General features: G+C 58.2%; 19 protein-coding genes. 3 read left to right on the top strand and 16 right to left on the bottom strand.

What is annotated here, in order from left to right:
• Window positions 1-439: 439 nt before the first annotated feature.
• From ACESLM_RS08095 to ACESLM_RS08085, 3 genes are all read right to left on the bottom strand, one after another.
• Window positions 440-1444, bottom strand: coding sequence for a FecCD family ABC transporter permease (locus ACESLM_RS08095; protein WP_372631045.1), 1005 nt, complete (start codon window positions 1442-1444; stop codon window positions 440-442).
• Complete coding sequence (locus ACESLM_RS08090) at window positions 1437-2465, bottom strand: FecCD family ABC transporter permease (RefSeq protein WP_372631044.1); 1029 nt, start codon at window positions 2463-2465, stop codon at window positions 1437-1439. Before ACESLM_RS08090 ends, ACESLM_RS08095 begins: the two co-directional genes overlap by 8 nt.
• 72 nt (window positions 2466-2537) lie before the next feature.
• Entirely contained in the window at window positions 2538-4517 is a 1980-nt protein-coding gene (locus tag ACESLM_RS08085; RefSeq protein WP_372631043.1) for an ABC transporter substrate-binding protein, read from the bottom strand.
• A 184-nt stretch (window positions 4518-4701) separates the two neighbouring features.
• On the opposite strand from ACESLM_RS08085, the gene ACESLM_RS08080 reads away from it, so the two are divergent.
• Complete coding sequence (locus ACESLM_RS08080; protein WP_372631042.1) at window positions 4702-5610, top strand: ATP-binding cassette domain-containing protein; 909 nt, start codon at window positions 4702-4704, stop codon at window positions 5608-5610.
• A gap of 354 nt (window positions 5611-5964) precedes the next feature.
• Window positions 5965-6756 (top strand): ABC transporter permease, encoded by a 792-nt coding sequence (locus tag ACESLM_RS08075; RefSeq protein WP_372631082.1) that lies wholly within the window; start codon window positions 5965-5967, stop codon window positions 6754-6756.
• A gap of 74 nt (window positions 6757-6830) precedes the next feature.
• On the opposite strand, the gene ACESLM_RS08070 is transcribed toward ACESLM_RS08075, so the two are convergent.
• The gene (locus ACESLM_RS08070) at window positions 6831-7649 is read right to left on the bottom strand and encodes a TetR/AcrR family transcriptional regulator (protein ID WP_372631041.1); all 819 of its coding nucleotides are present in this window, start codon (window positions 7647-7649) and stop codon (window positions 6831-6833) included.
• A 174-nt stretch (window positions 7650-7823) separates the two neighbouring features.
• Window positions 7824-8822 carry an SDR family oxidoreductase gene (locus ACESLM_RS08065; protein WP_372631040.1) on the bottom strand — a complete coding sequence of 333 codons (999 nt, stop codon included), beginning with the start codon at window positions 8820-8822 and terminating at the stop codon, window positions 7824-7826.
• 142 nt (window positions 8823-8964) lie between these two features.
• On the opposite strand from ACESLM_RS08065, the gene ACESLM_RS08060 reads away from it, so the two are divergent.
• Complete coding sequence (locus ACESLM_RS08060; RefSeq protein ID WP_372631039.1) at window positions 8965-9135, top strand: hypothetical protein; 171 nt, start codon at window positions 8965-8967, stop codon at window positions 9133-9135.
• 23 nt (window positions 9136-9158) lie between these two features.
• On the opposite strand, the gene ACESLM_RS08055 is transcribed toward ACESLM_RS08060, so the two are convergent.
• From ACESLM_RS08055 to ACESLM_RS08005, 11 genes are all read right to left on the bottom strand, one after another.
• Window positions 9159-10433: a hypothetical protein gene (locus tag ACESLM_RS08055; RefSeq protein WP_372631038.1), complete on the bottom strand. Its 1275-nt coding sequence runs from the start codon at window positions 10431-10433 to the stop codon at window positions 9159-9161.
• 154 nt (window positions 10434-10587) lie between these two features.
• A complete protein-coding gene (locus tag ACESLM_RS08050; protein WP_372631037.1) occupies window positions 10588-11355 on the bottom strand; it encodes an ABC transporter ATP-binding protein in 768 nt (255 codons plus the stop codon).
• Between the two features lie 15 nt (window positions 11356-11370).
• Window positions 11371-13707, bottom strand: a complete 2337-nt coding sequence (locus ACESLM_RS08045; RefSeq protein WP_372631036.1) for an ABC transporter permease — start codon at window positions 13705-13707, stop codon at window positions 11371-11373.
• 16 nt (window positions 13708-13723) lie between these two features.
• The gene (locus tag ACESLM_RS08040; protein WP_372631035.1) at window positions 13724-14386 is read right to left on the bottom strand and encodes a TetR/AcrR family transcriptional regulator; all 663 of its coding nucleotides are present in this window, start codon (window positions 14384-14386) and stop codon (window positions 13724-13726) included.
• Window positions 14387-14533: 147 nt separating this feature from the next.
• On the bottom strand, window positions 14534-15502 hold the full coding sequence (locus ACESLM_RS08035; protein WP_372631034.1) for an iron-hydroxamate ABC transporter substrate-binding protein: 969 nt from the start codon (window positions 15500-15502) through the stop codon (window positions 14534-14536).
• 261 nt (window positions 15503-15763) lie between these two features.
• Window positions 15764-15979 carry a cold-inducible protein YdjO-related protein gene (locus ACESLM_RS08030; RefSeq protein WP_372631033.1) on the bottom strand — a complete coding sequence of 72 codons (216 nt, stop codon included), beginning with the start codon at window positions 15977-15979 and terminating at the stop codon, window positions 15764-15766.
• A gap of 78 nt (window positions 15980-16057) precedes the next feature.
• On the bottom strand, window positions 16058-16681 hold the full coding sequence (locus ACESLM_RS08025) for a hypothetical protein (protein ID WP_372631032.1): 624 nt from the start codon (window positions 16679-16681) through the stop codon (window positions 16058-16060).
• A gap of 77 nt (window positions 16682-16758) precedes the next feature.
• The gene (locus tag ACESLM_RS08020) at window positions 16759-18312 is read right to left on the bottom strand and encodes a HelD family protein (RefSeq protein WP_372631031.1); all 1554 of its coding nucleotides are present in this window, start codon (window positions 18310-18312) and stop codon (window positions 16759-16761) included.
• Window positions 18313-18457: 145 nt separating this feature from the next.
• Complete coding sequence (locus ACESLM_RS08015; protein WP_372631030.1) at window positions 18458-18826, bottom strand: hypothetical protein; 369 nt, start codon at window positions 18824-18826, stop codon at window positions 18458-18460.
• Between the two features lie 199 nt (window positions 18827-19025).
• Window positions 19026-19841 carry an ABC transporter permease gene (locus ACESLM_RS08010; protein WP_372631029.1) on the bottom strand — a complete coding sequence of 272 codons (816 nt, stop codon included), beginning with the start codon at window positions 19839-19841 and terminating at the stop codon, window positions 19026-19028.
• Window positions 19838-20809 carry an ATP-binding cassette domain-containing protein gene (locus tag ACESLM_RS08005; RefSeq protein WP_372631028.1) on the bottom strand — a complete coding sequence of 324 codons (972 nt, stop codon included), beginning with the start codon at window positions 20807-20809 and terminating at the stop codon, window positions 19838-19840. The genes ACESLM_RS08010 and ACESLM_RS08005 overlap by 4 nt, the downstream gene beginning before the upstream one ends.
• Window positions 20810-20826: the final 17 nt, after the last annotated feature.

The following is a 20826-nucleotide window of genomic DNA, read 5'->3' as shown; positions in this document are numbered from 1 at the left end:
GAACTCCAATTTGTTCCATCAAATTTCATCGCGTGTATCTGGTATTTGCTTTGAGCGTACTCTTCGGACCATAAGACATACAGCTCGCTCTCAAAAGATATCAGATCGCTTTTGAAGACCTTCTTGGTCGGATCCTTGCTCAGACCGATTCCTCCGTCTACGATCAACCAAGCGCTAGCCGCATGCGCGGTGTTCCCCGAAACGGGTAACCAAACCGCCATAAACGCAAGCAAAAAACTAAGCGCGAATTTGCTCTTCCTAAAAGTTCTCGAAGGGTTGTTCATCCTCATCCTGCAAGCCTCCCCTGCATATAATCGATCTGTGTCCATGACGACAACAATCGACTATATCTTACAAAAGAGACTATCAACAAATAATAAACATTCCGAACGAGTCGATTGCAGGTATAGGAACGACCTACTCATTGCCTGGGTCCTCTTTACGGCCTCCCGTTCCCCCGCCGCATAAGCAAATACAGGAAAAACGGCGCTCCGATCCCGGCCGTAAACACGCCCGCGGGAATATCGAGAGGCTGGAACAGCGTTCTGCCGGCCAGGTCGGACAGCAGCAGCAGATTGGCGCCGAGCAGCGCGGACACCGGAATGATTACCGCATGCGATCGTCCGGCGATTCTCCTCGCCATATGGGGCGCCAGGAGTCCGATGAAGGAAAGCGTGCCGGCTATGCCTACCGCGGCTCCCGCCAAAGCGACGCTGATTCCGATAAGGATGACGCGATGAAGCTGAAGCCGGCTTCCCAGACCGATGGCCGCGGCATCGCCGAGCGACTGCACGTTCAATTCCTTGGCGTAGAGCAGCGAGAGCGGCAAAAAAAACGCGACCCACGGCCATAGCGCCTGAATGTACGTCCAGTTGGTGCCATAGACGCTTCCTGTCATCCAGTTCAGCACCTGGGCTGCGAGATACGCCGGGCCGCTGATCAGCAGGAACATCGTGATCGCGCCCGCCGCCGTCGAGATGCCGATTCCGATCAGCACGAGCCGCATCGGCGACACGCCTCTGCTCCAAGCCAGCACGTAATTGATCGCGGCCGCAACGAAAGCGCCGGCGACCGCGACGACCGGAATCCAGTGAACGCTGTATCCCTGGAACAGCGTCATGAAGGCGACGGCCGCGACCGAAGCGCCTCCCGTCACCCCCATCAGATCGGGCGAAGCGAGCGGATTGCGAACGACGCCCTGAAGCAGCGCTCCGGACACCGCCAAAGCCGCTCCGACCAGCAGAGCCGCCGCGATTCTCGGCATCCGGAGCTTCATGACGATCAGATCGCTGCCCTGGTCGTTCCTTCCGATCAGAGACAGGACGACCTCCTTGAGGGGAACGCCCACTCCTCCTATCGACAGGCAGACAAGCGCGGTCAACGCCGTTACAACGGTTAACGACAACAGCAGGTACATCGTCCTACGTGAATTCCGCCTACTCATGCTTCCTCCTTCTCGCGACGCGGATCAGAAACGGAACGCCGATCAGCGCCGTCGCGACCCCTACGGGAACTTCCTTCGGCATCAGGACGAATCGCGAGGCGAGATCGGCCGTAACGAGAAGAATGGCGCCCGTTATCGCGCAATAAGGAATGAGCCAGCGGTGGTCGTTGCCGACGAGCGCCCTGCACAGGTGCGGCACGACGAGGCCTACGAACGCGATCGGACCGGCGATGGCGACGGAGCTGCCCGCGAGGAGCATGACGGCGACCGCCGCCGCGGCCCGGGAGATCAACAGTCTCTGACCGAGGCTCTTGGCGTTGTCGTCGCCGAGCGCCATGACGTTCAGCGATCCCGACAGCAGCATCGCCAGCGCCAGTCCCGCCAGCATGTAGGGAAGAACGTCCGCCAAATGCTCCAGCTTCCTGCCCGAGACGGAGCCGATCATCCAGAACAAGGCGGATTCCAGCGATTGCTTGTGGAGAAGCATCAGCCCCGACGTAGCCGACGACGCGAAAGCCGCGATCGCGGCTCCGGCCAAGGTCAGCCTGACCGGCTCGAAGCCTCCCCGTTCGCGGGCGCCGATCGCATAGACGAACGCCGCCGCAGCGAGCGCGCCCGCGAACGCGATCCAGATCATGCCGCCGAGCGTCAGCGAAGAACCGAAGGCGATCAGCCCGACCACGACGAAAAGCGACGCGCCCGAGTTAACGCCCAGCACCGACGGCGACGCCAGCGGATTTTTCGTGACGACCTGCATGACCGCTCCCGCAACTGCAAGGCTTGCTCCCGTCGCGAGCGCCACGAGCGCTCGGGGCACCCGGGTCGTCGTCAGGATCAGATGGTCGTTGGAACCGTCGAAATGGCGGTAGGATTGCCACAGATCCCCGATTCCATAACTGTGAAGACCGAGCAATATGCTCAATAAGACGCTTGCGAGCAGCACAGCGGCGCCGACGGATAAGCCGGCCGCCCTCTGCCTGCGGTTATGCAAACGAAACGCGTTTTCCTTCGACTGCTTCAACTGTCTCACCCGTCGCCCAAAAGCTCAACAAGCCGACGCGTCACGGGCGTCAGCTTGCCGGCATACCATTTCTTATTTCACTTCGAAGTATTCGATCAGCTCGTCCAGCAGCAGGTTCGCCGCTTCGTAGCCTCCGGCCGTATTCCAGATCGCTTCGTCCACCTGAATCACCTTGTTGTTCTTGGCTACGCTCAAGTTTTTGAACAGCGGATCGTTCATCCACTCTTCCACCACTTTGGACGCGTCCGTAGAGCCCGGATTTTCCGATACGAAGTAGAACATGACGTCCCCGTCCATATTCGGAATGTTTTCCTTGGTCATGATCTCGATGAACGCGTCTTTGTCCTGCGCCTCCGGCCGGGCGATTCCAAGCTGGTTCAACAGCACTCCTGCGAACGTTTGCTTCTGGTAGATTCGCACCTGAGCGGCGGAGAAACGGACCAAGGACACTTTTGTCGCCGCCTTGTCGCCGAGCTTGGCCTTCACTTCCTCGACGCGCTTGTCGAAGTCGGCCATCGCTTTCTCGCCTTCCGCTTTTTTGTTGACCGCTTCGGAGTACAGCTCGAAGTTTACCTTCCAGTTGCCGCCCAGATCGGCGGCGAATACGGTCGGCGCGATCGCCTTTAACTGCTCGTAGATTTTTTCCTGTCTGACTTTATTGCCGATAATCAAATCCGGCTCGAGGCTGGCAATCAGCTCGACGTTGGGCTGAAGCTCGTCTCCTACCGCCGTTACGCCTTCCATTTCGTCCTTGATATGGTCGTACCACGGATCTCCGATCCAGGATTGCACCGCTCCTACCGGCTTGATCCCGACCGCCAGAAGCGCCTCCGTTCCTTCGTTGGTCAGAATGACGACGCGCTTCGGCGTACCGACCAGCGTCTCTTCTCCCATCGCGTGCTTGACGACGCGCGGCGCCTCGCTCGCGGACGCTTGCGGCGAGGACGCGGACGGCGACGCGACGCTGCCGGACGATGGCGACGGGCTTCCGGTGGCGGAACTATTGTTTGCCGCCCCGCACGCGCCGAGCAGCAAGGACAGACCTAGCAGTAAAGTGGCGAATGTAAGAGCTCTCGATTTGGCTTGCCATTGCATGTGTATGACTCCCTCTCTACCCAGTTGATAATGATTCTCATGTTCATTAACAATATAGCGGGATGAGCCATTCTTCGCAATGGAGGATCCGGACAAGCGAAATGGATTATGGCGACGGACCTGAACGCTGCCGCCCATGTCCTTGAAGCGAATCGGCGAAACCCCCTCCGTTTTCTTGAACAATCGGCCGAAATAGTAGCTGTCCGCGTAGCCTACCCCTTCCGCGATGTCTTTAAGGGCGAAATCCGTCGTCAGCAGCAGTTCCTTCGCCTTGTCCATGCGCACGCGAATGAGATAGTCGATCGGGCTCGTGCCCGTTCTGCTCTTGAACAGCCGCTGCAAGTGCCGCGGATGGCAGTCGAGCAGTCCGGCAAGAGATTCGAGCGTAATCGGCTCCTTATAGTTCTCGTGGAGGTAGCGAACCGCCTGCGCGACCGGGTCGGGCTTGAACGCGGCCACTCTCTGATCGCCGAATTGCCGCAGCAATTCGTGCACGAAGCGATAAAATAAAGCTTTCGCGTACAGCTTGTCCTCCGGCCGCTCCGGCAGCCAGCTTCCTTCCATCCGAACGAGCGGATCGAACAGGGCGAGCGGCTCCCCCGGCTTGAAGTCGTATTGCAGGCCGAACGGCCTCTCCTTCTCCAGCAAGCTGACGAGCTCTTGGCGGCAAGGCGGCGACAAATTCGCCTTGTACAAGATCAGATAATACTCCAGCGGATCGCTTGCTTCGATATCCAGACGCGTTCCTTTGCCCCCGTGCAGCACGTGAAACCGCTCCACGGATTTGCTCTCCCCGTCCAACCCGACGATCGCGCTTCCCCGAACGATATAGATAAAGGCGCTGGACGGCAGCCGGTAAGCCCGTAGAGCCGTCCCCGGCTCCATGTGCGTATGACGCAGGTCCATCACCTGGACGAACGCTTGGTTCCACAACAAGACATGGTCTCGATAATTCACTCGACGCTCCTCCCAACTTCCTTTCTCTTTGCCAAATTATAATTGAAAATCATTCTCAATAACAGGATTGTTTTGGATGGGAGGGATTATTAAATCGAAAAATATTGTAGTTGCCCCAAAACTGTATACATAATATACTGTTTATGAAACATACAGTTTTATAAAGGACGAAAGGGGAACAAGGATGAAACAGCTCGCTATAGAAACGAAGGGTTTGAAGAAACGCTTCGGCAAGCAAGTCGTTCTAGACGGGGTCGATCTGTCCGTGCCTTCCGGCATCATCTATGCGCTGCTCGGACCGAACGGCGCGGGCAAGACCACGCTGATCAACATTCTGTCTACTTTGACGGCCGCCGATGCGGGAGAGGCGAGGGTAGCGGGGTACGAAGTTGCGGCGGAGAAAACGAAAGTGAAGATGTCCATCAGCTTGACCGGACAGTTCGCGGCCGTGGACGAAATGCTGACAGGGGAAGAGAACATGCGCATGATCTGCCGATTGTCCGGGTTATCCCCGTCGGAGTCGAAAGCCCGCACGGCGGAGCTGCTGCAAGGGTTCGAGCTCCTGTCGGCAGCAGGCAAGCGGGTGAAGTCGTATTCGGGCGGCATGCGCAGAAGGCTCGATCTCGCCGTCAGTCTCGTCGTGGAACGGCCGGTGCTGTTTCTGGACGAACCGACGACCGGACTGGATACGATAAGCCGGCAGACGCTCTGGAAGACTATCCTCCAATTGAAAGAGCGCGGCATTACCGTCTTCCTGACGACGCAATACTTGGAGGAGGCCGACCAATTGGCCGATACGATCTCGGTCATCGACGGCGGACGGATCGTCGCGACCGGTACGGCTGCCGAGCTGAAAGCCAGAGTCGGCGAGGAAGTGATCGAGCTGCGCGACCGCAATGAGGTGCTGCTGCGGACGGTGTCCACGTCCGGCACGATCGCCGACGTCCGTCAAGCGCTGTCCGAGCTTGCTCCCCTGCTCCCGCCGGACGCGCGCGTAAGCCTGCGCAAGCCGAGCATGGACGATGTGTTCCTGGCTCTTACATCCCAACCTCGTTTGGAGGAATCGATCTCGTCAACGACTCACCGCCTATAGAGGCGGGAGCTTGTAACTGCCCGGAAGTGCAAACGCCTTGCGGCTCCTTCCTTAGGGTGGCGTTACATTAGGCTGGTTGACAACAGCCCTGCAACACGGGACATGCCCGCGATGCACCGTCAAGACGGCTGTAAGTCGTTCAATGTTTTACGGTTGCGACTACCGCACCCAACTCCATACATTGAGTTTTCAAAGAACAGGAGTGCCTTAATTAACCGTTTCTCCTGATCCAATTTTACCACAAAAAGGAGGCAAGCAGGCAGGGATGTCGGATACTTGATGCGGCTAAAGCCACCGTATCCGAAGCGCATTCCTCTCCCACCTATAGAGGTAGGGGCCGCCTGCGCTAAAATGATGAATCTCTCTTCCCGCTCGGCGCCGCCGTCGGCCTCGTTCTTCGTCTCGAACGCCGTCTTCATCGGCCGCAGCATCCGCCTCAGCCTGCGAAACGTCGAGGCTCTGCTCATGGCCGTTATGCTTCCAGTGATGCTTATGCTGGTGTTCACCTACGTATTCGGCGGAGCGCTCGATCCGAGCGGCAACTATGTCAACTACGTCGTTCCGGGCATTATTTTGCTGTGCGCCGGCTTCGGATCTTCCAGCACCGCCGTCGACGTCTCCATGGACATGACGAACGGCATCATCGACCGCTTCCGCACGATGCCGATCCACAGCATGGGCGTCGTGACCGGTCATGTCGCCGCCAGCCTCGCCCGCAACCTGCTCGCCACCGCGATCGTCATCGGCGTCGCCTTCCTCGTCGGCTTTCGCCCCAATGCCGGCTTGACGGAGTGGCTGGCGGCGCTCGGCATCATCGTGCTGTTCATTCTCGCCTTCACGTGGCTGTACGCCGCGATAGGACTCGTCGCGGGCAGCCCTTCGGCGGCTAGCGGATACGGCTTCGCCCTGCTGTTCCTCCCCTACCTGTCCAGCGCATTCGTGCAGACGGAGACGATGCCGGGCTGGCTGCGAGGCGTCGCCAACCACCAGCCGATTACGCCGGTCATCGAGACGATCCGCGGCCTGCTGACCGGCACGCCGATCGGCGATCAGGCCTGGCTGGCCGTCGGCTGGTGCGCGCTGCTTATCGCGGTCGCCATCGCGTGGTGCGGCATCTCGTTCCGCCGCCGGGCCGGACGCAGATAAACCGATAAGCTCGCCGGGCAGGCTTATTCGCCCGGGCTGAACCCGGCTGCGGCAGTTAAGCGCGTCTCGCGAGCTTATCGACCGGGGCCGGGCCCAGGTGCCTTCCGAGTATCCAAATAATGCTGAACGCCGTCCAGAATGCGCTCCAGGCCGAAGTCGAAATCGTCGCCGACCGTGCTCGTCTGATCGTTCTCCCCTGCGTAGGTACCCGACATGACGATCGGATACAAGTGAGGATAGCTGTCCGGCTTGACGAGCTGCTTCAGCGCCGCGCTGTACTCCAGCCCGTTGAACGTATCCGGATTGGCTCCCGCCTTGAGCGCCTGGCCGAAGTCGCGGTTGATCAATCCGACGGAACGGCTGTAGCTGCTCAGAAGCAGCAGGATCGACATCTTCTCATGCTCGTTCAGCGGAAAAGTACGCATCGTCCCCAACATCCAATCGACGATTTTCAGCGTGTTCGGCATGATCGGGATCGAGGTCACCGGAATATCCCCGAACCAGGGATGCTTGACGAACACCTCCACGCACGCCCACACGTACGCCCGCATCTCGGCCCGCCAATCTCCGTCTTTTCTTTCCGGGAACTCCAGCTCGCTTACGGAATCGTACATCAGCATCAGAAGATCGTCTTTGCTCGCGATATATCGATAAAGCGACATCGTCGTAAAACCAAGAGACGCCGCGACCCGGCTCATCGATACGGCGGCAAGCCCGTCCCGGTCGGCCAGCGCGACTGCCGCGTCGACGATTTTCTTGACGCTCAGCTCTCCTTTCGGTCCCCGCGTCGAAGGCTTCGCCAGCCCCCACCCGAGCTTCGCTCCGTTCGGCAGCTTCTCCAGCGCCTCTTCGTTTAATCCGTCCCCATTGTTTTCGTGGCGCATCCGTTCCATCGTTCTCTCCTTGAAGTGTTCGCGAGCTCCCGCCAAGGAACTGCGCAAAAAGTGTATACGATGTAAACAGTATACCACAATCGCCGAAGGAAAATTGAACCGCTCGACTGCCTGAAGATCGGCCGCTCGTTCATTATGGATAGTTGAACCAGGGAACACGGCTAAGAAATGACCTCACGAGCTCGTAGATTCGCCGCCGTCCACATGCAGCACCTGACCGGTCACGAACCGGGAATCGTCGGACGCCAGGTAGACGAAAGTAGGCGCCATCTCGAACGGTTGGGCCGACCGTTCCATCGGGTTGAACGCGCCGAACACCGCCACCTGGTCCGACGAGAAGCTCGCCGGAATGAGCGGCGTCCACGTACGCCCGGGCGCCACGGCGTTGACGCGGATGCCCCGCTTCACTACGCTCTTGGCCAACGCCCGGGTAAATCCGACGATCGCGCCCTTGGTCGCGGTGTAATCGATCAATTGCTCCTCGCCGACATACGGGACGACGGACGCCGTTCCGATGATGGAGCTTCCGGGCTTTAAATGCGGGAGCGCGGCTCTTGTCGTGTAGAAATGGGAGTAGATGTTCACTTTGAACGTGTCGTCGAATTGCTCGTCCGTAATGTCGCACAGACTCTCTTGTTGGAATTGGATGCCGACGTTGTTGCACAGAATGTCGAGCCTTCCGAATACGGCGACGGTCTGCTCCACGATCGCCGCGCACACCCTCTTGTCTCTCAGATCTCCGGGCAGCAGCAGACAGCGCTGCCCCAGCTCTTCGATTCTCCGCTTCGTCCGGTTCGCGTCCTCGTGTTCGTCCAAGTAAGAGATCGCCACGTCGGCGCCCTCCTTCGCGAACGCGATCGCCGCGGCCGCGCCTATGCCGCTGTCCCCTCCGGTAATCAGAGCGACCTTCCCGGTCAGCTTGCAGCTTCCCTTATAATGAGGATTTTCGTTGATCGGCCTCGGAACCATCACGCTCTCGATGCCCGGCTGCCTAAGTTGGCGCTGCTCCGGCATGTTGATCGGAATATGTTGATATCTCGTGATTTGTCCGTAATTGGGATAGAGAGGATAAGGCTCCTTCGCCTTATTCGCGTCGAACCACTGCTGCGCCTCTTCGATCTGCTTGAGCTTCAGCCGTTCCGATTCGGCCTGATTTTGCGGATTCGGATTCATAATCGGACCTCCTTGTCGCTTTCCGTTCAGCATATGAACAGTAGGCATACGCCGTGCCGGTCTTCCCGGAAATAAAGACTGGCTCGCTGCGTCCGTTCGGCGAATAGGCTAATGGGTAAATCCATTTTCGGAGGGTCCGCCTATGATTTTCGAGTTCGATCCTTGCGTCCGCCTGCTTCTCGTCACCGGCTCGAACGCCCGCGTCCAGATGCGCTACGCGTCCAATCCTTATACGTGGTCCATGCCCGAGATCGGGCCTCGCCCGCCCTTCTACGCCAATCCCCGCTACGGCGCGAATTATCCGATCCTCTGATTTCCGCCCGCGGCCAAGCCGAGCTACCGCTCCGCGTTCGGCCGAACCTCGAGAAGCTTGCCTGCGGGAACGTCGTAGACGTATTCCCCGGAGTAGGTCTCGTATTCCGCTCCGGTCCATTGGAACGATACGCGCAATCTGCGGTCGTCCAGCCACTCCTCGGACCGGAAGAGCGGATCGGGGCGCTCTTCGTGCACCGTCGTCCCCCCTTCCCATTGCTTGCGCAGCGATTCCAGATCGGGCAGCGCGATCTCCGAACCGTCGCGCGCGTCGACCGCGACCGTTCCTCCCCAGATGCGAGCCTCATAGGAGACGGCTGCATACCGGCTGTTGGGCGACCAGACGAAGGAATGGCTGTAGTAACCCATCGTCGACCACAGCTCCTTGCCGGTGCTTATCTGCACGAGCCGGATCCCTTCCGCGGGATACAGTCCGCCTGCCGTCACCCCTTTGTTAACGCCGTAGGCTTCGGCCAAGTACTTGCCGTCCGGCGACTCCGCCGACTCGTTGTTGACTCCCGGCTCCGCCAATGCGCCCGTTGCCGGGGAAGGAGCCTCGGCCTCGGCAGCCTGCTCGTCCTCTTCGAAGCGGAATCCGGTCAACGCATACTTCCCGTCCCTATAGTTCACGTCCGCGATCAGCTCTCCGATGTAGTCCGGCATCGGATCGTCCTGCGTCACGGTTCCGGCGCCGATCGACATCCTCAGTCCTGCCTCGGTCTTCTCGTACGAAATCCTGTTGCCGAACGCGATTTTCTGGTCCGCATACCGTGCCGGAATAGCGGAGTTTGCCTTCAACTCGTCGATCGCTTGATCGACCTGGGATCTGTAATCGTCCACCGCCAGCGGGTAATCCCCAAGATCGTCGAGCTCGACGACGTGCAGCTCATCTACGGATACTCCCGTCCCCGATCCGATGTACAAAATGACGGCCAGCTCGTCCTTCCCGTCGCCGTCGAAGTCCGCCACGTGCAGCACGGGCTCTATTCCCTGCGGAGTCATATAGCTCCAAGCGTATTGCCGCGACAGATCGCCGGCATGCAGCGTAACGCCGTTCTCTTCGGCGAACAGATAGATGCGCCGATCGGGAACCGAGGCCAGCAAGTAGGAGCGGAAGGGCTCGTCCTCGCCGGAAGCCGGCTGTTCGGCCTGAATCGCAAGCGCGGCCGCGCTCCCTTCTGCCGTCTCTTCAGGCGCGCTCTCCTTCCTATTTTCTCCGGAACAGGACGACGACAGCAAAGCCAGGGCCGTCAGGCCGATTAATGCGAACGCCTTTTTCTTGCCGAGAAACATCGACACGTCGGACCACCTTTCACCATTAAGAGACTCTCCTAAATTAACGCAGGACAGCAGAAGAAGGTTTAAATATTTTTCCAGATACGTTAAAAGAACCGCCCCGGGATACGTCCGCGATATCCCCAAGGCGGCCCTTTCTTGGCCGCGCCCTTACAGGCTACAAGCCTAAGTTCGACAGCCAACCGGCCAGATCCTCTTCCCTCGCCTTGACGTCGCCTTTTTCTTTCCTGTACTTGCCAAGATTCCGCTCGGCGACGAGACTGCCGTCCAGCATGAACAGAACTCGCTCCGTCTTCGCCGCGACCTTGACGTCGTGCGTCACGAGCAGAATCGTCGTTCCGGCCTCGTTGATGTCCGCGAGCAGATCCATGATCTCTCCTGCGGATTTGGAATTAAGCGCGCCGGTCGGCTCGTCGCCGAACACGATCTCCGGCTGATTAATCAGCGCCCTGCAGATCGCCACCCGCTGCAGCTGCCCTCCGGACACCTGCGTAATGCTCTTGCCCGCCAGCTCGTCGATGCCCGACTTCCGCATGTATTCGAGCGCCCTCTCATTAATGCTCTTGCGGCTGCTGCGCTTGGCCAGGTAGGCGGACAGGACGATGTTGTCGAAGAGACTCAAGTTTTTCAAGAGATGGATGTGTTGAAAAATAAACCCCATCTTCGTCAGGCGCAGGTCGGACAGCCGCTTCTCGGAGAACGAGCAGATGTCCTCGCCGCCGAACGTTACGCTGCCGGAGCTGGCCCGATCCATCCCGCTCAGGTTAAAGAGCAGCGTCGACTTGCCCGAGCCGGACGGCCCCATCACCGCTATAAATTCGCCCTTGCGAATTTGCAGATTCACCTTCTTCAAAACCTGCTGCCCGTCGTTCGGGCCGCTTGCGTACGATTTGCTCAATTCCTTCGCTTCCAGCAGCACTCCCACCGCAATTCCTCCCTCTTAGGTCGCGTTCATCTCGGACATTTTCACTTTCCGGATCGATGCCAGGCTGACGAGAGCCGTGACAGTCACGGCGGCCAGCAGCAAAGCCGGATACAGCACGTAAGCCTGAAGCGGATCGATCACGAATGTGATGCGGGCGGCGCCCATGAAGGACATCGCGACCCCCGCGGCGCTCGGCCCAGCCGTATTGGACAGGACGGTTCCGACGGCGATGCCGGCGACGAGCACGAGCAGCGCCTTCGTCACGTACTGAATGCGAACGTGCAGCATGGAGAAGCCGATGCTCTTCATGATTGCGATCTGACCGGCGTCCTTGGCTACGGCCATCTTCACGAACAGCGCCGTAATGAGCGCCGATACCAGCAGAGCGACGACCGTGGCGACTCTCGTCACCAGCTTGAGCTGTTCGAGCGTATTGCCGAACGTCTGCGCCATATAGCCGGCCAGATCGGTCACCTTCGCCGGATGCATCGCTTGCGCGTACCGGTCCCTCTTGTCCGCGACGTCGGCCCCGGGCTTCAAGTCGACGGCGATTTCGTAACGAAGCACTGTGTCGGGCCGGACGGGCAGCGCCGCCTTGGCCGTGCGGCCTCCGTTCGTCACGTCTTGGTAGATGCCGCTCACCTTAAGCGTTATCTCCCGCCCGTCCACGATCAGCCGGACCGGATCGCCTACCTTCTTCTCCATTTCCTTGCCGTTTAAGTAGGAGAGCGCAATCTCGTCGGCCCGCGACGGAGCCGATCCCTGCATGTACTCCAGCGGGAACGCCGCGAAGTCGCCGACTTCGACGGTCATGTTTTCGAGAGTCCCGTCGTCGCCGACCATCTTGAACGAGCTGACGAGCACTGCGGCGTATTTCTCCACGTCGTTATCGTTCTCAAGCTGCGCGACAATGCTCCGGTAGTCGTCTCCGGCGGAGCCGGCATGCTGCAGGTCGATGCGCAGATCGCTTCTCTCGATGCCCATGTAATTGTTGAATCCGGGAGATTGAACCGTATGGAAAAAGTTGACCGGCACAAGCATGATGAACGAGCTGATGATGAAGACGAGCAGCAGCATCCGGTACATCTTGAAGCGGCTGACGATGTCCTTGACCGCCAGGAATACGGGAACGCTGAGCGTCCGGTTTCGGTGCAGCGCCGGTTTCGTGCCGGGCGGACGCCCCTCTCCCGCCGCACCGGAGCGAAGCGCCTCCACCGCGGAAATCCGGTCGAACCGTCTTAGCGTCAGCATGCAGAACGCGATCACGATCGCGAACGTGAACGCGGCTGCCGCGACCGGAACGAGTTGCAGGACCAGCCCTTTCGGCGCCGTCCCGATATAGAGCATAATATTGCGCGTAAACAGCGGATGAAGCAGCAGAGACGCCGCATAGCCGATAACCGAAGCGACGGCGGCCGTCAGCACGTATTTCGCCAGATAGAGCTTGCGGATATGCTTGGAGGAGATTCCGATCGCCTTCATCACGCCGATCTCGCGATAATCCTCCTCGATTGCCGCCAAAATCGTGAATCTCAGGCAGAGCAGCGCGATCGTCCCGATCAGGAAGCTGACCAGCAGAATAACGGCCGCCAGCAGCCCGTCCGTCAATGCGTTCAGCGTCCGGAACAGCGTGTGGTCGATGGCCGGCCCCAGCTTGGGCAGGTTCGACGCTTCGTAAGCGGTTCTGAATTCGCCGAGCTTGCCTGGATCGGTCAGTTGGAATTCGAGTAAATATTCCCGCTCCCCGGTACCGCTGCCGCTCAACCGGGCGAAGTCCGCGTCGCGGACGACGAATCTCTTCGAATGAATGATGGAAGGATTCATCTGCGCGTCCCGAACGAAGTCGGCGATTCGAAACTCCATCGCGAAGCCAGGAGCGGCGATCCGAATCTTATCGCCGATCTCCAGACCGTCCCTCTGCTTGTAATAGACCGGTACCGCGATTTCCCCACGCTTCACTTGGACGGGTTGGCTGTCCAGGTCGAGCAGCAGGTCGAAGGTCCGATTCTGCTTAACGAAATAATGGTCCATGATGCCGCCGCTTCCGGGTGCGGCTCCATCGCCGAGAACGAGATGGGCATCCTCGACCTTGATCATCTCGGCCGCCTGATGACGCCGGACCAGCTCGTTGCCCTGAGCCCACCGGTCGATGGCCGCGCGGTCGATTTCGCCGGCATGCATCTGCACGTAATGGGGAACGCCGGATTTGGCGAACAGCGCGCCGAGCGAACTCGACAACTCCGCGATCATATTCGCGCCGCTGGACGCCAGCAGCGCGGATAGAGAAATAAAGACAAGCAGAGCCGCGGAAATGCTTTTGTTTCTAAGCCAATCCCTTCTCAGCATGCGCATGAGCATCTTCTTCCCGTCAGCTCCCTTCTTTGGACCCTGTTGTATTATCCGTCTCTTTAGTGACTACGCCCAGCATATAAGCGAAGCTGCCGCGCTCTGCACCAAGCGTCGTTTCCATAATGGAAGCAAATGCCGACGCCTTCTTCGCGAGCTCCTCCGGCTTCCATTGGAAAATGCCTTCGTCGAACAAATATTGCGAGGACACGAGCAGAAACTCCACCGTCTCCCGCGGATACTCCGTACGGAACTCGCCTTCTTCGATTCCCTGTTCGATGACTTCCGTCAACACGGGCGTCAGGCGCAAGATCGTCTCGAGGAGACTCTTCTGGTGCATCTCCGCGTTGTCGACCTGGTGCAGCTGTTCGATCATCTGTTCCTTCCCGTCCGATTCCGCGCCGCTGCCCGTGACGATCCGGAACATCTTCTCATGGGCGCTCAGCGCCGGATCGGCGGCAACCGCCTTGGCGGCCTCCACTCCGGATTCGATATACCGCATGACGATGGCGTCCATCACCTCCTCCTTCGACTGGAAGTGATAATAGAACGTGCCTTTGGCGATACCGACCTCGCTTAAAATATCGTTGATCGTCGCGCGCGAGTACCCCTTGGTCATGAACAGCCTTTCGGCGGCGTCCAATATTTCGCTTTTCCTTTCTTCGGGCTTCTTGGAGATTCTCATGACCGTACCCTCCGCATTGCTTTTTTCTATTTCGACCGACCGTCGGTCTATAAGCAACAGTAACATTTTTCTATTTTGGCAGTCAAGCTGCAAAATAAAAAACCGCCCCCCTCGCATCGTTGGATGGGGGAGCGGCTCGCGTCCGAATTAGTTGCCCAGGAATCCTTTTTTGAAGATGTCCAGCAAATATTCGAGCGTAGTCGGATCGCTGTACGACGACGCTTCCGTGTCGATCTCGATCACTTGGTTGTTTTTGACCGCGGGGATGTTCTTCCAAGTTTCCGAATCCAGGAATGCCCCGTTGCCTTCCTTGTTCTTGCTCAGCACGATGAAGTCGCCGGCGTATTCGGGAACCACTTCCTGGGACAGCGTGTAGTAGCCCGGCTCCAACGCGTCCTGTTCGACTTTGGCCGGCATTTTCAGCCCCATCGCCTGATACAGAATCTCGGTGCCGCGCGCCCAGTTGTTGCCGAATACGTAAACGTCCTTCAGATCGTATTCGAAGACGGATACGGTCACGTTCTCGCCGTACTTCGCTTTGATCTCGTCGCCGGCCGCTTTGGCCCTGCTCGTGAAATCGTCGATCCAAGCTTGCGTCTCCGCTTCCTTGCTCAGCAGCTTGCCGATCTCGAGCTGCTGGGCCAGATAGTCCAGCTTGCCCCATGTGTATACGATGGTCGGAGCGATCTCGCTCATCTTGTCGAGGTTGTTCATCCAGGAACCGGCAATGATCAGATCGGGATCGAGCTCGATGATCTTCTCCAGATCGGCGTCGGATACGGTTTCCACGTTGGCCGTTTTGTCGGCGAACAGAGGGTTTTTCTTCGTCCACTCGTCTACTCCGACCAGCTTGCCGTCCAAGGAAATAATATTAGGAGCGTTCGTCAGACCGATAATGCGCTGCGGGCTGGCCGGAATTTCCACCGGACCGTTCTCGGATTCGTAGATGACGGTTCCGGCAGACGCTTCCTGGCTCGGAGCTTCGCTGCTGGCGGGAGCGCTGCTCTCCGGAGCGGCGCTGGCCGACGGGCTGCTCGATTGTTCCTGCTTGTTGCCGCCGCATGCGCTAACGATCAGAACGAGCAGCAGTACGACGGGCAGAAATGCTTTTTTCATGTTGATGTCCCCTCTATCCCTATGTCTGGTATAGTCGACGATAATGAGAATCATTATCGTTTCTCACATTACTATCATATAGATTATCGGGGAATTGTCAAGCTCCAATTGCTATAGTCCCGTGCCCCGAGCGCTCTCCCGCCTTTCTTCGCCGCGCTCCGGAATGCCGAAAGAGCCTTCTCGTCCGCCGCGAAAGTCGGGAAGAACGAGAAGGCTCTCGATAAATAACCGTTAGAATAATTGCGGTCGTCGACCGGGTGATTACCAGGCGCTCGCTTCGTCTTTGCTCTTGCGGGGACTCTTGTGCTTCTTGATCAGCTTGGGCAAGTGCTTGATGCCCCGCACCATGCCGCCTTTGCACATCGGGCATTCCGGCGAAGCGGACGAGGCCAGTTCCTCCCGGATCCATACTTTGCATTCCGCATTTCGGCAACGCCAGATCGGCACCGGCGACAATTCGGGCTTAACGGATTCCATATTCGTGCTCCACCTCCGCGGATGTAAGATCCCCGTATTCATCCGGTTCCATGCTATTCAATTTCGTTCCCATAACGCCTATTGAAGCCCATGCTCCTCCCGGATCTTGTACAGGCCTTGCAGCAGCATATCGGCCGGATCACGATTCAGAAGCAAGTGCGTAAACAGCAGATGGAGGGGAATCGCGCATACGTTGTTTCCGTCCCGTATGGCCGGAAATCCGGTTTCGAAGACGGGGCCGTGCTCTTGGTTCCAAGCCAATCCGGCATGCACCTGTTCCGGCGCGAACTCTTCGGTGACCGCTTTAATGCATTGGGGAACGAGCACGTTGTCGATCAGCCCTCTCGCTTCCGCTTCGTTCGCGGGAGGTTTCGGAAACGATTTGCCCCCTTTGTCTTTCATCAGATCGACGAAAAACGACGCCATCCATTCCGAGGGATTGCCTTCTCCCTGAAACTTGGCAACCAGCTCGCGAAGGAAAAATCCGCATTCGTAGCCGTCGTTCGCTTCGTCCTTGACCTGGAAAACGAAAACCGGACCGTAGATGTCCTGGTTCAACACTTGCCCTTCCACATGCTCGAAGTGCATTCTTAGCGCGACAAGGCCGTTATGGTGGACCGCCTTGACCAGCTCGGCAAATTTCTCGTCCTTGTTCGGCGCTTGGCCGTCGTTTGCCGTGTTCGTTGTCTCATTATTAGTCATTGTCTGCTCACCCGCTTCCCATCATACCACGAATTGAGAAGTTGTCCTACTCGGAGAGCGGCATCCAAATCCTTCTTTTACTCTTCCTCCTCGACAAACGGGGAGCGGACTCCGTGAAACGTCAAAGTCAGAACGTGCATCGCCCTCGTGCAGGCGATATAGAGCAGGCTTCGATCCATTTCCTTCCTGTAATTCGAGGAATCCGCGAAGGGCACGACGACTTGGTCGAATTCCAAGCCTTTGGCCAAATGAACGGTCGTGACGACGACTCCCTCGTGAAATTTGTCGCTGCCGAAATCCAGCAGCCGAACGGAATCGCCGGCATCGCCTAATTGCCGGAGTAGAGCATCCGCCTGCGCATGCGTCTTGCATACAATGCCCAATGTCCGGAACCCGGATGTCCTGAATTGCGCGATTAATTCGCCTATTCTTAACGCTTCGTCCCCGGCGTTATCGGTTTGGATCGCTTGAGGGGGAGCGCCGTGCCTCCGGATCGGATCGATCTTGCTATCCGGCTTTATTCTCCTTACGAACTCGATAATCTCGAAAGTTGAACGGTAGCTTTTGAACAATTCCACGGTGTCGGCTTCGGGAAACGCCCGGCGGATATCCTCGATCGAGGAAGAGGAGTAAGGATTAACGGATTGGCTGGCGTCGCCAAGTATCGTTTTCCTGCATTTGAACAGCAGCGAGAGAACGGCATATTGAACCGCGGTATAGTCCTGCATCTCGTCTACGACCAAGTGCTTGACCTCATGGTACTCCTTCGCCCCTTCGAGCCGAATCTTCAAATACACGAGAGGAAACGCGTCGGCAAATTCCAGCGTTCCGGGTCTGACGAGCTTGAACAGCTCCGGCTTGCCAATATGATCGAAGAAGTCCTTGTAGACCGCGAGAAGCTTGATCTTCCTGAACATTTTCCTGATCTCCGCTTTGATCTTGTTGACGTCGGAAGCCTTCAGCCTTCCCCCGTCCGCATCCCGTGCTCTTCCGGAGACGACCGAGGCCGTCTTGTCGGCTCTGAGCTTTGCGGGGAAACCGGCGAAAGTCTCGTAAACATCCGCTATCAGGTCCTTGGCGACGTATACGTCGTCGAACCGAATATCGGCAGGGCAGAAATACCGACTGCTCGCGGATTCGACAAACTCATCCAGACGGCGGACGAATTCCGCGTCGGCCTTATACCGAATGCGTTCGATCAAAGATGCGTTCCCGGAAGCCGCAAGCTCCGCTACTTGTTCGCCGAAGGTTTGACAGGCGCACGTGCCGGCAAGCTCTCGCGCGGCGATTTCGTCGAATCCGATTTCCGCGATCGGTTCCTCTCCCAGTTCGGGTAGAACATTAGAGATATAGTCGGAAAACACCTTGTTCGGAGAAAGGATCAGGATGTTGCGCGAAACCAGCGTCTTTTTATACCGATACAGTAAAAAGGCGATCCGGTGCAGCGCGACCGACGTTTTCCCGGACCCGGCCACGCCCTGGATGATCAGTTCGCGGGAATGCTCGTTTCGGATAATCTCGTTCTGTTCCTTCTGGATCGTGGCGACGATGTTTTTCATTTTCTCGTCCGACGCGCGGCTCAATTCCCTCTGAAGCACGTCGTCGTTAATGTTGATCGCGCTCTCGATCATATATTCCATCCGCCCTTGCCGGATTCGGTACTGCCTCTTGAGACTGATTTCCCCGCAAACGTCGCCTTCTGGAGCGGTATAACCCGCCGGACCGACGGCGTAATCGTAAAACAGACTGGCTACGGGAGAACGCCAATCGTAGATTTCATTCTTCCGCCCGGTTTCTTCGCCGAAAGAAAAGACGCCGATATAATAGGCGCAAGGCTCGTTCTGGTCGTCCGCAATAAAATCGACACGGCCGAAAATAGGGCGACGACTCCAGCTTTCGGAGCCGGTGCCGCTTGGTGACCGCGCTCTCGCCCCGATCGATGGAGATGGAGATGTCGACGACGTTGGCCGCCCGTTCCGCCGGATCGAGCTGGTCCCTGTTTTCCCACATGTATTTCTTGGCTTCGATAATCTCGCTTCTGGCCTCGCGTATCCGGCCGTCCAATTGTTCGGCCGCTCTCCGGACCCGGGCGATCGTCGCATCCAAAAAAGCTCTCTCATCCGCTTCCGTACGATTGATCAACATTCATCCCTCTATTCTTATCCAAGTTAGCCTTAAGTATAAAAGGAATCGCAAAAAAATATAGACTTATTCTTCCCCGTATATTATTATGTGATTATCGTGGGTCCAAAAATCCTTATACGAACGTGACGAAAAAAGACGTCCCGACTTCATCCGCATGGAATGAGGCCGGGACGTCTTTTTTTCGCCGAGAGCCGCGAAGCTACGTCCGGCGCATATAGGCGCGAACCGTGATCGGTGCGAAGATCCCTACGATAACGGCGGCCCCGATCAGGGAAATCACGAGATCCCAGCCTGCCGTTCCGGAATTGGCGAGCTCCCTGACGGCGGAAACGAGATGCGAGATCGGATTGAGGTTGACGAACCATTGCAGCCACTTCGGCATCGTCTCTACCGGCACGAAGGCGTTGGACAGAAACGTGAGCGGGAACAGCACGATCATTGAAATCCCTTGTACACTCGAGGCGGTGCGGGCGATGACGCCGAAGAAAGCGAAAATCCAGCTGATCGCCCACGAGCAGAAAATGACCAGCACCGCCGCAAGGGCGACATGCTCCAGCCCTCCGTCCGGACGATAGCCCATCAAATAGCCCATGGTAAAGGTAAGCACGGTGGCGATCGTATAGCGGATCGTGTCGGCCAGCAAAGCCCCGGCCAGCGGCGCGATTCGCGCGATCGGCAGCGACTTGAACCGGTCGAACACGCCTTTGTCCATATCCTCGCGCAATTGCACGCCGGTCACGATCGAGGTCGTAATGACGGTCTGAACGAGGATGCCCGGAATAATGACGGGCAAGTAGCTGACGACGTCGCCGGAGATCGCCCCGCCGAAAATGTAAGTAAACATCAGCGTAAACAAAATCGGCTGCAGCGTAACGTCGAACAGTTGCTCCGGCGTGCGCCGGATTTTCAGCAGCCCCCGGTAAGCCATCGTTAACGAATGGCGCAGCGACTGCCCGAAGCTCGTATGATTTTTCAATTGGCGGGCGACTCCCGCCCTGACGGATGCGGTTCTCATGCGCTTGCCTCCTCTTTGTTCTTGGCGCCTTCGCCTGTAATCGTGAGGAAAACCTCGTCAAGCGTCGGCTTCTGCACGCTCATCTCGGCCAGACGAATGCCTTTCGCCCGGAGCGCGACGAGCAAATCCGTCACCAGATCCGCGTTCGCCATCGGCGCGGTAATGACGCCGGCTTCCGACGATACGCCGGATACGGCATGGAGCACCTGCTCGATTGTGCGGCGAGTTTCCGGAACGTCCGACGCCTGCTCCACTCGCAAATGCAGCGACGAGGTTCCTACGGACGTCTTCAATTCGTCCACGGTTCCCTCAGCGACGACGTGGCCGCGGTCGATGACCGCGATCCGGTCGGCCAACTGGTCCGCTTCGTCGAGATATTGCGTCGTCAGCAGAACGGTCGAGCCCGTCTTCACCAGCCTGCGGATCGTCTCCCACATCTGCGCGCGGGTGCGGGGGTCAAGACCGGTCGTCGGTTCGTCGAGGAAGATGAGCGGCGGCTGGGCGATCAGGCTCGCCGCCAAGTCCAGACGGCGGCGCATCCCGCCGGAGAAGTTCTTGAGCGGACGCTTCGCCGCTTCCGTCAAGCCGAATTCCTCCAGCAGCTCCTCCGCCTTGGCTTTCGCCTCCGACCGTCCCAGCCCGAGCAGACGGGAGAAGATCACCAAATTTTCGGTCGCGCTGAGCGATTCGTCCACCGAGGCGTATTGCCCCGTCACCCCGATCAACTGGCGGACGATCTGCGATTCCTTGACCGCGTCGTAGCCGAAGACGCGCGCCGAACCGGCATCCGGCCGCAGCAGCGTCGCCAGCATCCGGATCGTCGTCGTCTTGCCCGCTCCGTTCGGGCCGAGCACGCCGTATATCGAACCTGCCCGCACCTTCAAGTCCACTCCGTCTACAGCCCGATTATCGCCGAACACTTTGACGAGCCCGTGCGCTTCGACGGCCCATTCGTTGTTTTTATACATCGTAATTCCTCCCTTAA

The sequence above is a fragment of the Cohnella sp. genome (genome assembly GCF_041641335.1).
Lineage (GTDB): Bacteria > Bacillota > Bacilli > Paenibacillales > Paenibacillaceae > Cohnella.
This window is presented reverse-complemented; position numbering and strand designations above follow the sequence as displayed.

Excerpts from the sequence above, each read along its gene's own strand:
- ACESLM_RS08095 (WP_372631045.1), bottom strand. The coding sequence starts at position 1,444 with ATGAGTAGGCGGAATTCACGTAGGACGATGTACCTGCTGTTGTCGTTA.
- ACESLM_RS08080 (WP_372631042.1), top strand. The coding sequence starts at position 4,702 with ATGAAACAGCTCGCTATAGAAACGAAGGGTTTGAAGAAACGCTTCGGC.
- ACESLM_RS08075 (WP_372631082.1), top strand. The coding sequence starts at position 5,965 with ATGAATCTCTCTTCCCGCTCGGCGCCGCCGTCGGCCTCGTTCTTCGTC.
- ACESLM_RS08070 (WP_372631041.1), bottom strand. The coding sequence starts at position 7,649 with ATGGAACGGATGCGCCACGAAAACAATGGGGACGGATTAAACGAAGAG.
- ACESLM_RS08065 (WP_372631040.1), bottom strand. The coding sequence starts at position 8,822 with ATGAATCCGAATCCGCAAAATCAGGCCGAATCGGAACGGCTGAAGCTC.
- ACESLM_RS08060 (WP_372631039.1), top strand. The coding sequence starts at position 8,965 with ATGATTTTCGAGTTCGATCCTTGCGTCCGCCTGCTTCTCGTCACCGGC.
- ACESLM_RS08045 (WP_372631036.1), bottom strand. The coding sequence starts at position 13,707 with ATGCGCATGCTGAGAAGGGATTGGCTTAGAAACAAAAGCATTTCCGCG.
- ACESLM_RS08040 (WP_372631035.1), bottom strand. The coding sequence starts at position 14,386 with ATGAGAATCTCCAAGAAGCCCGAAGAAAGGAAAAGCGAAATATTGGAC.
- ACESLM_RS08035 (WP_372631034.1), bottom strand. The coding sequence starts at position 15,502 with ATGAAAAAAGCATTTCTGCCCGTCGTACTGCTGCTCGTTCTGATCGTT.
- ACESLM_RS08030 (WP_372631033.1), bottom strand. The coding sequence starts at position 15,979 with ATGGAATCCGTTAAGCCCGAATTGTCGCCGGTGCCGATCTGGCGTTGC.
- ACESLM_RS08025 (WP_372631032.1), bottom strand. The coding sequence starts at position 16,681 with ATGACTAATAATGAGACAACGAACACGGCAAACGACGGCCAAGCGCCG.
- ACESLM_RS08020 (WP_372631031.1), bottom strand. The coding sequence starts at position 18,312 with ATGATCGAGAGCGCGATCAACATTAACGACGACGTGCTTCAGAGGGAA.
- ACESLM_RS08015 (WP_372631030.1), bottom strand. The coding sequence starts at position 18,826 with ATGTTGATCAATCGTACGGAAGCGGATGAGAGAGCTTTTTTGGATGCG.
- ACESLM_RS08010 (WP_372631029.1), bottom strand. The coding sequence starts at position 19,841 with ATGAGAACCGCATCCGTCAGGGCGGGAGTCGCCCGCCAATTGAAAAAT.
- ACESLM_RS08005 (WP_372631028.1), bottom strand. The coding sequence starts at position 20,809 with ATGTATAAAAACAACGAATGGGCCGTCGAAGCGCACGGGCTCGTCAAA.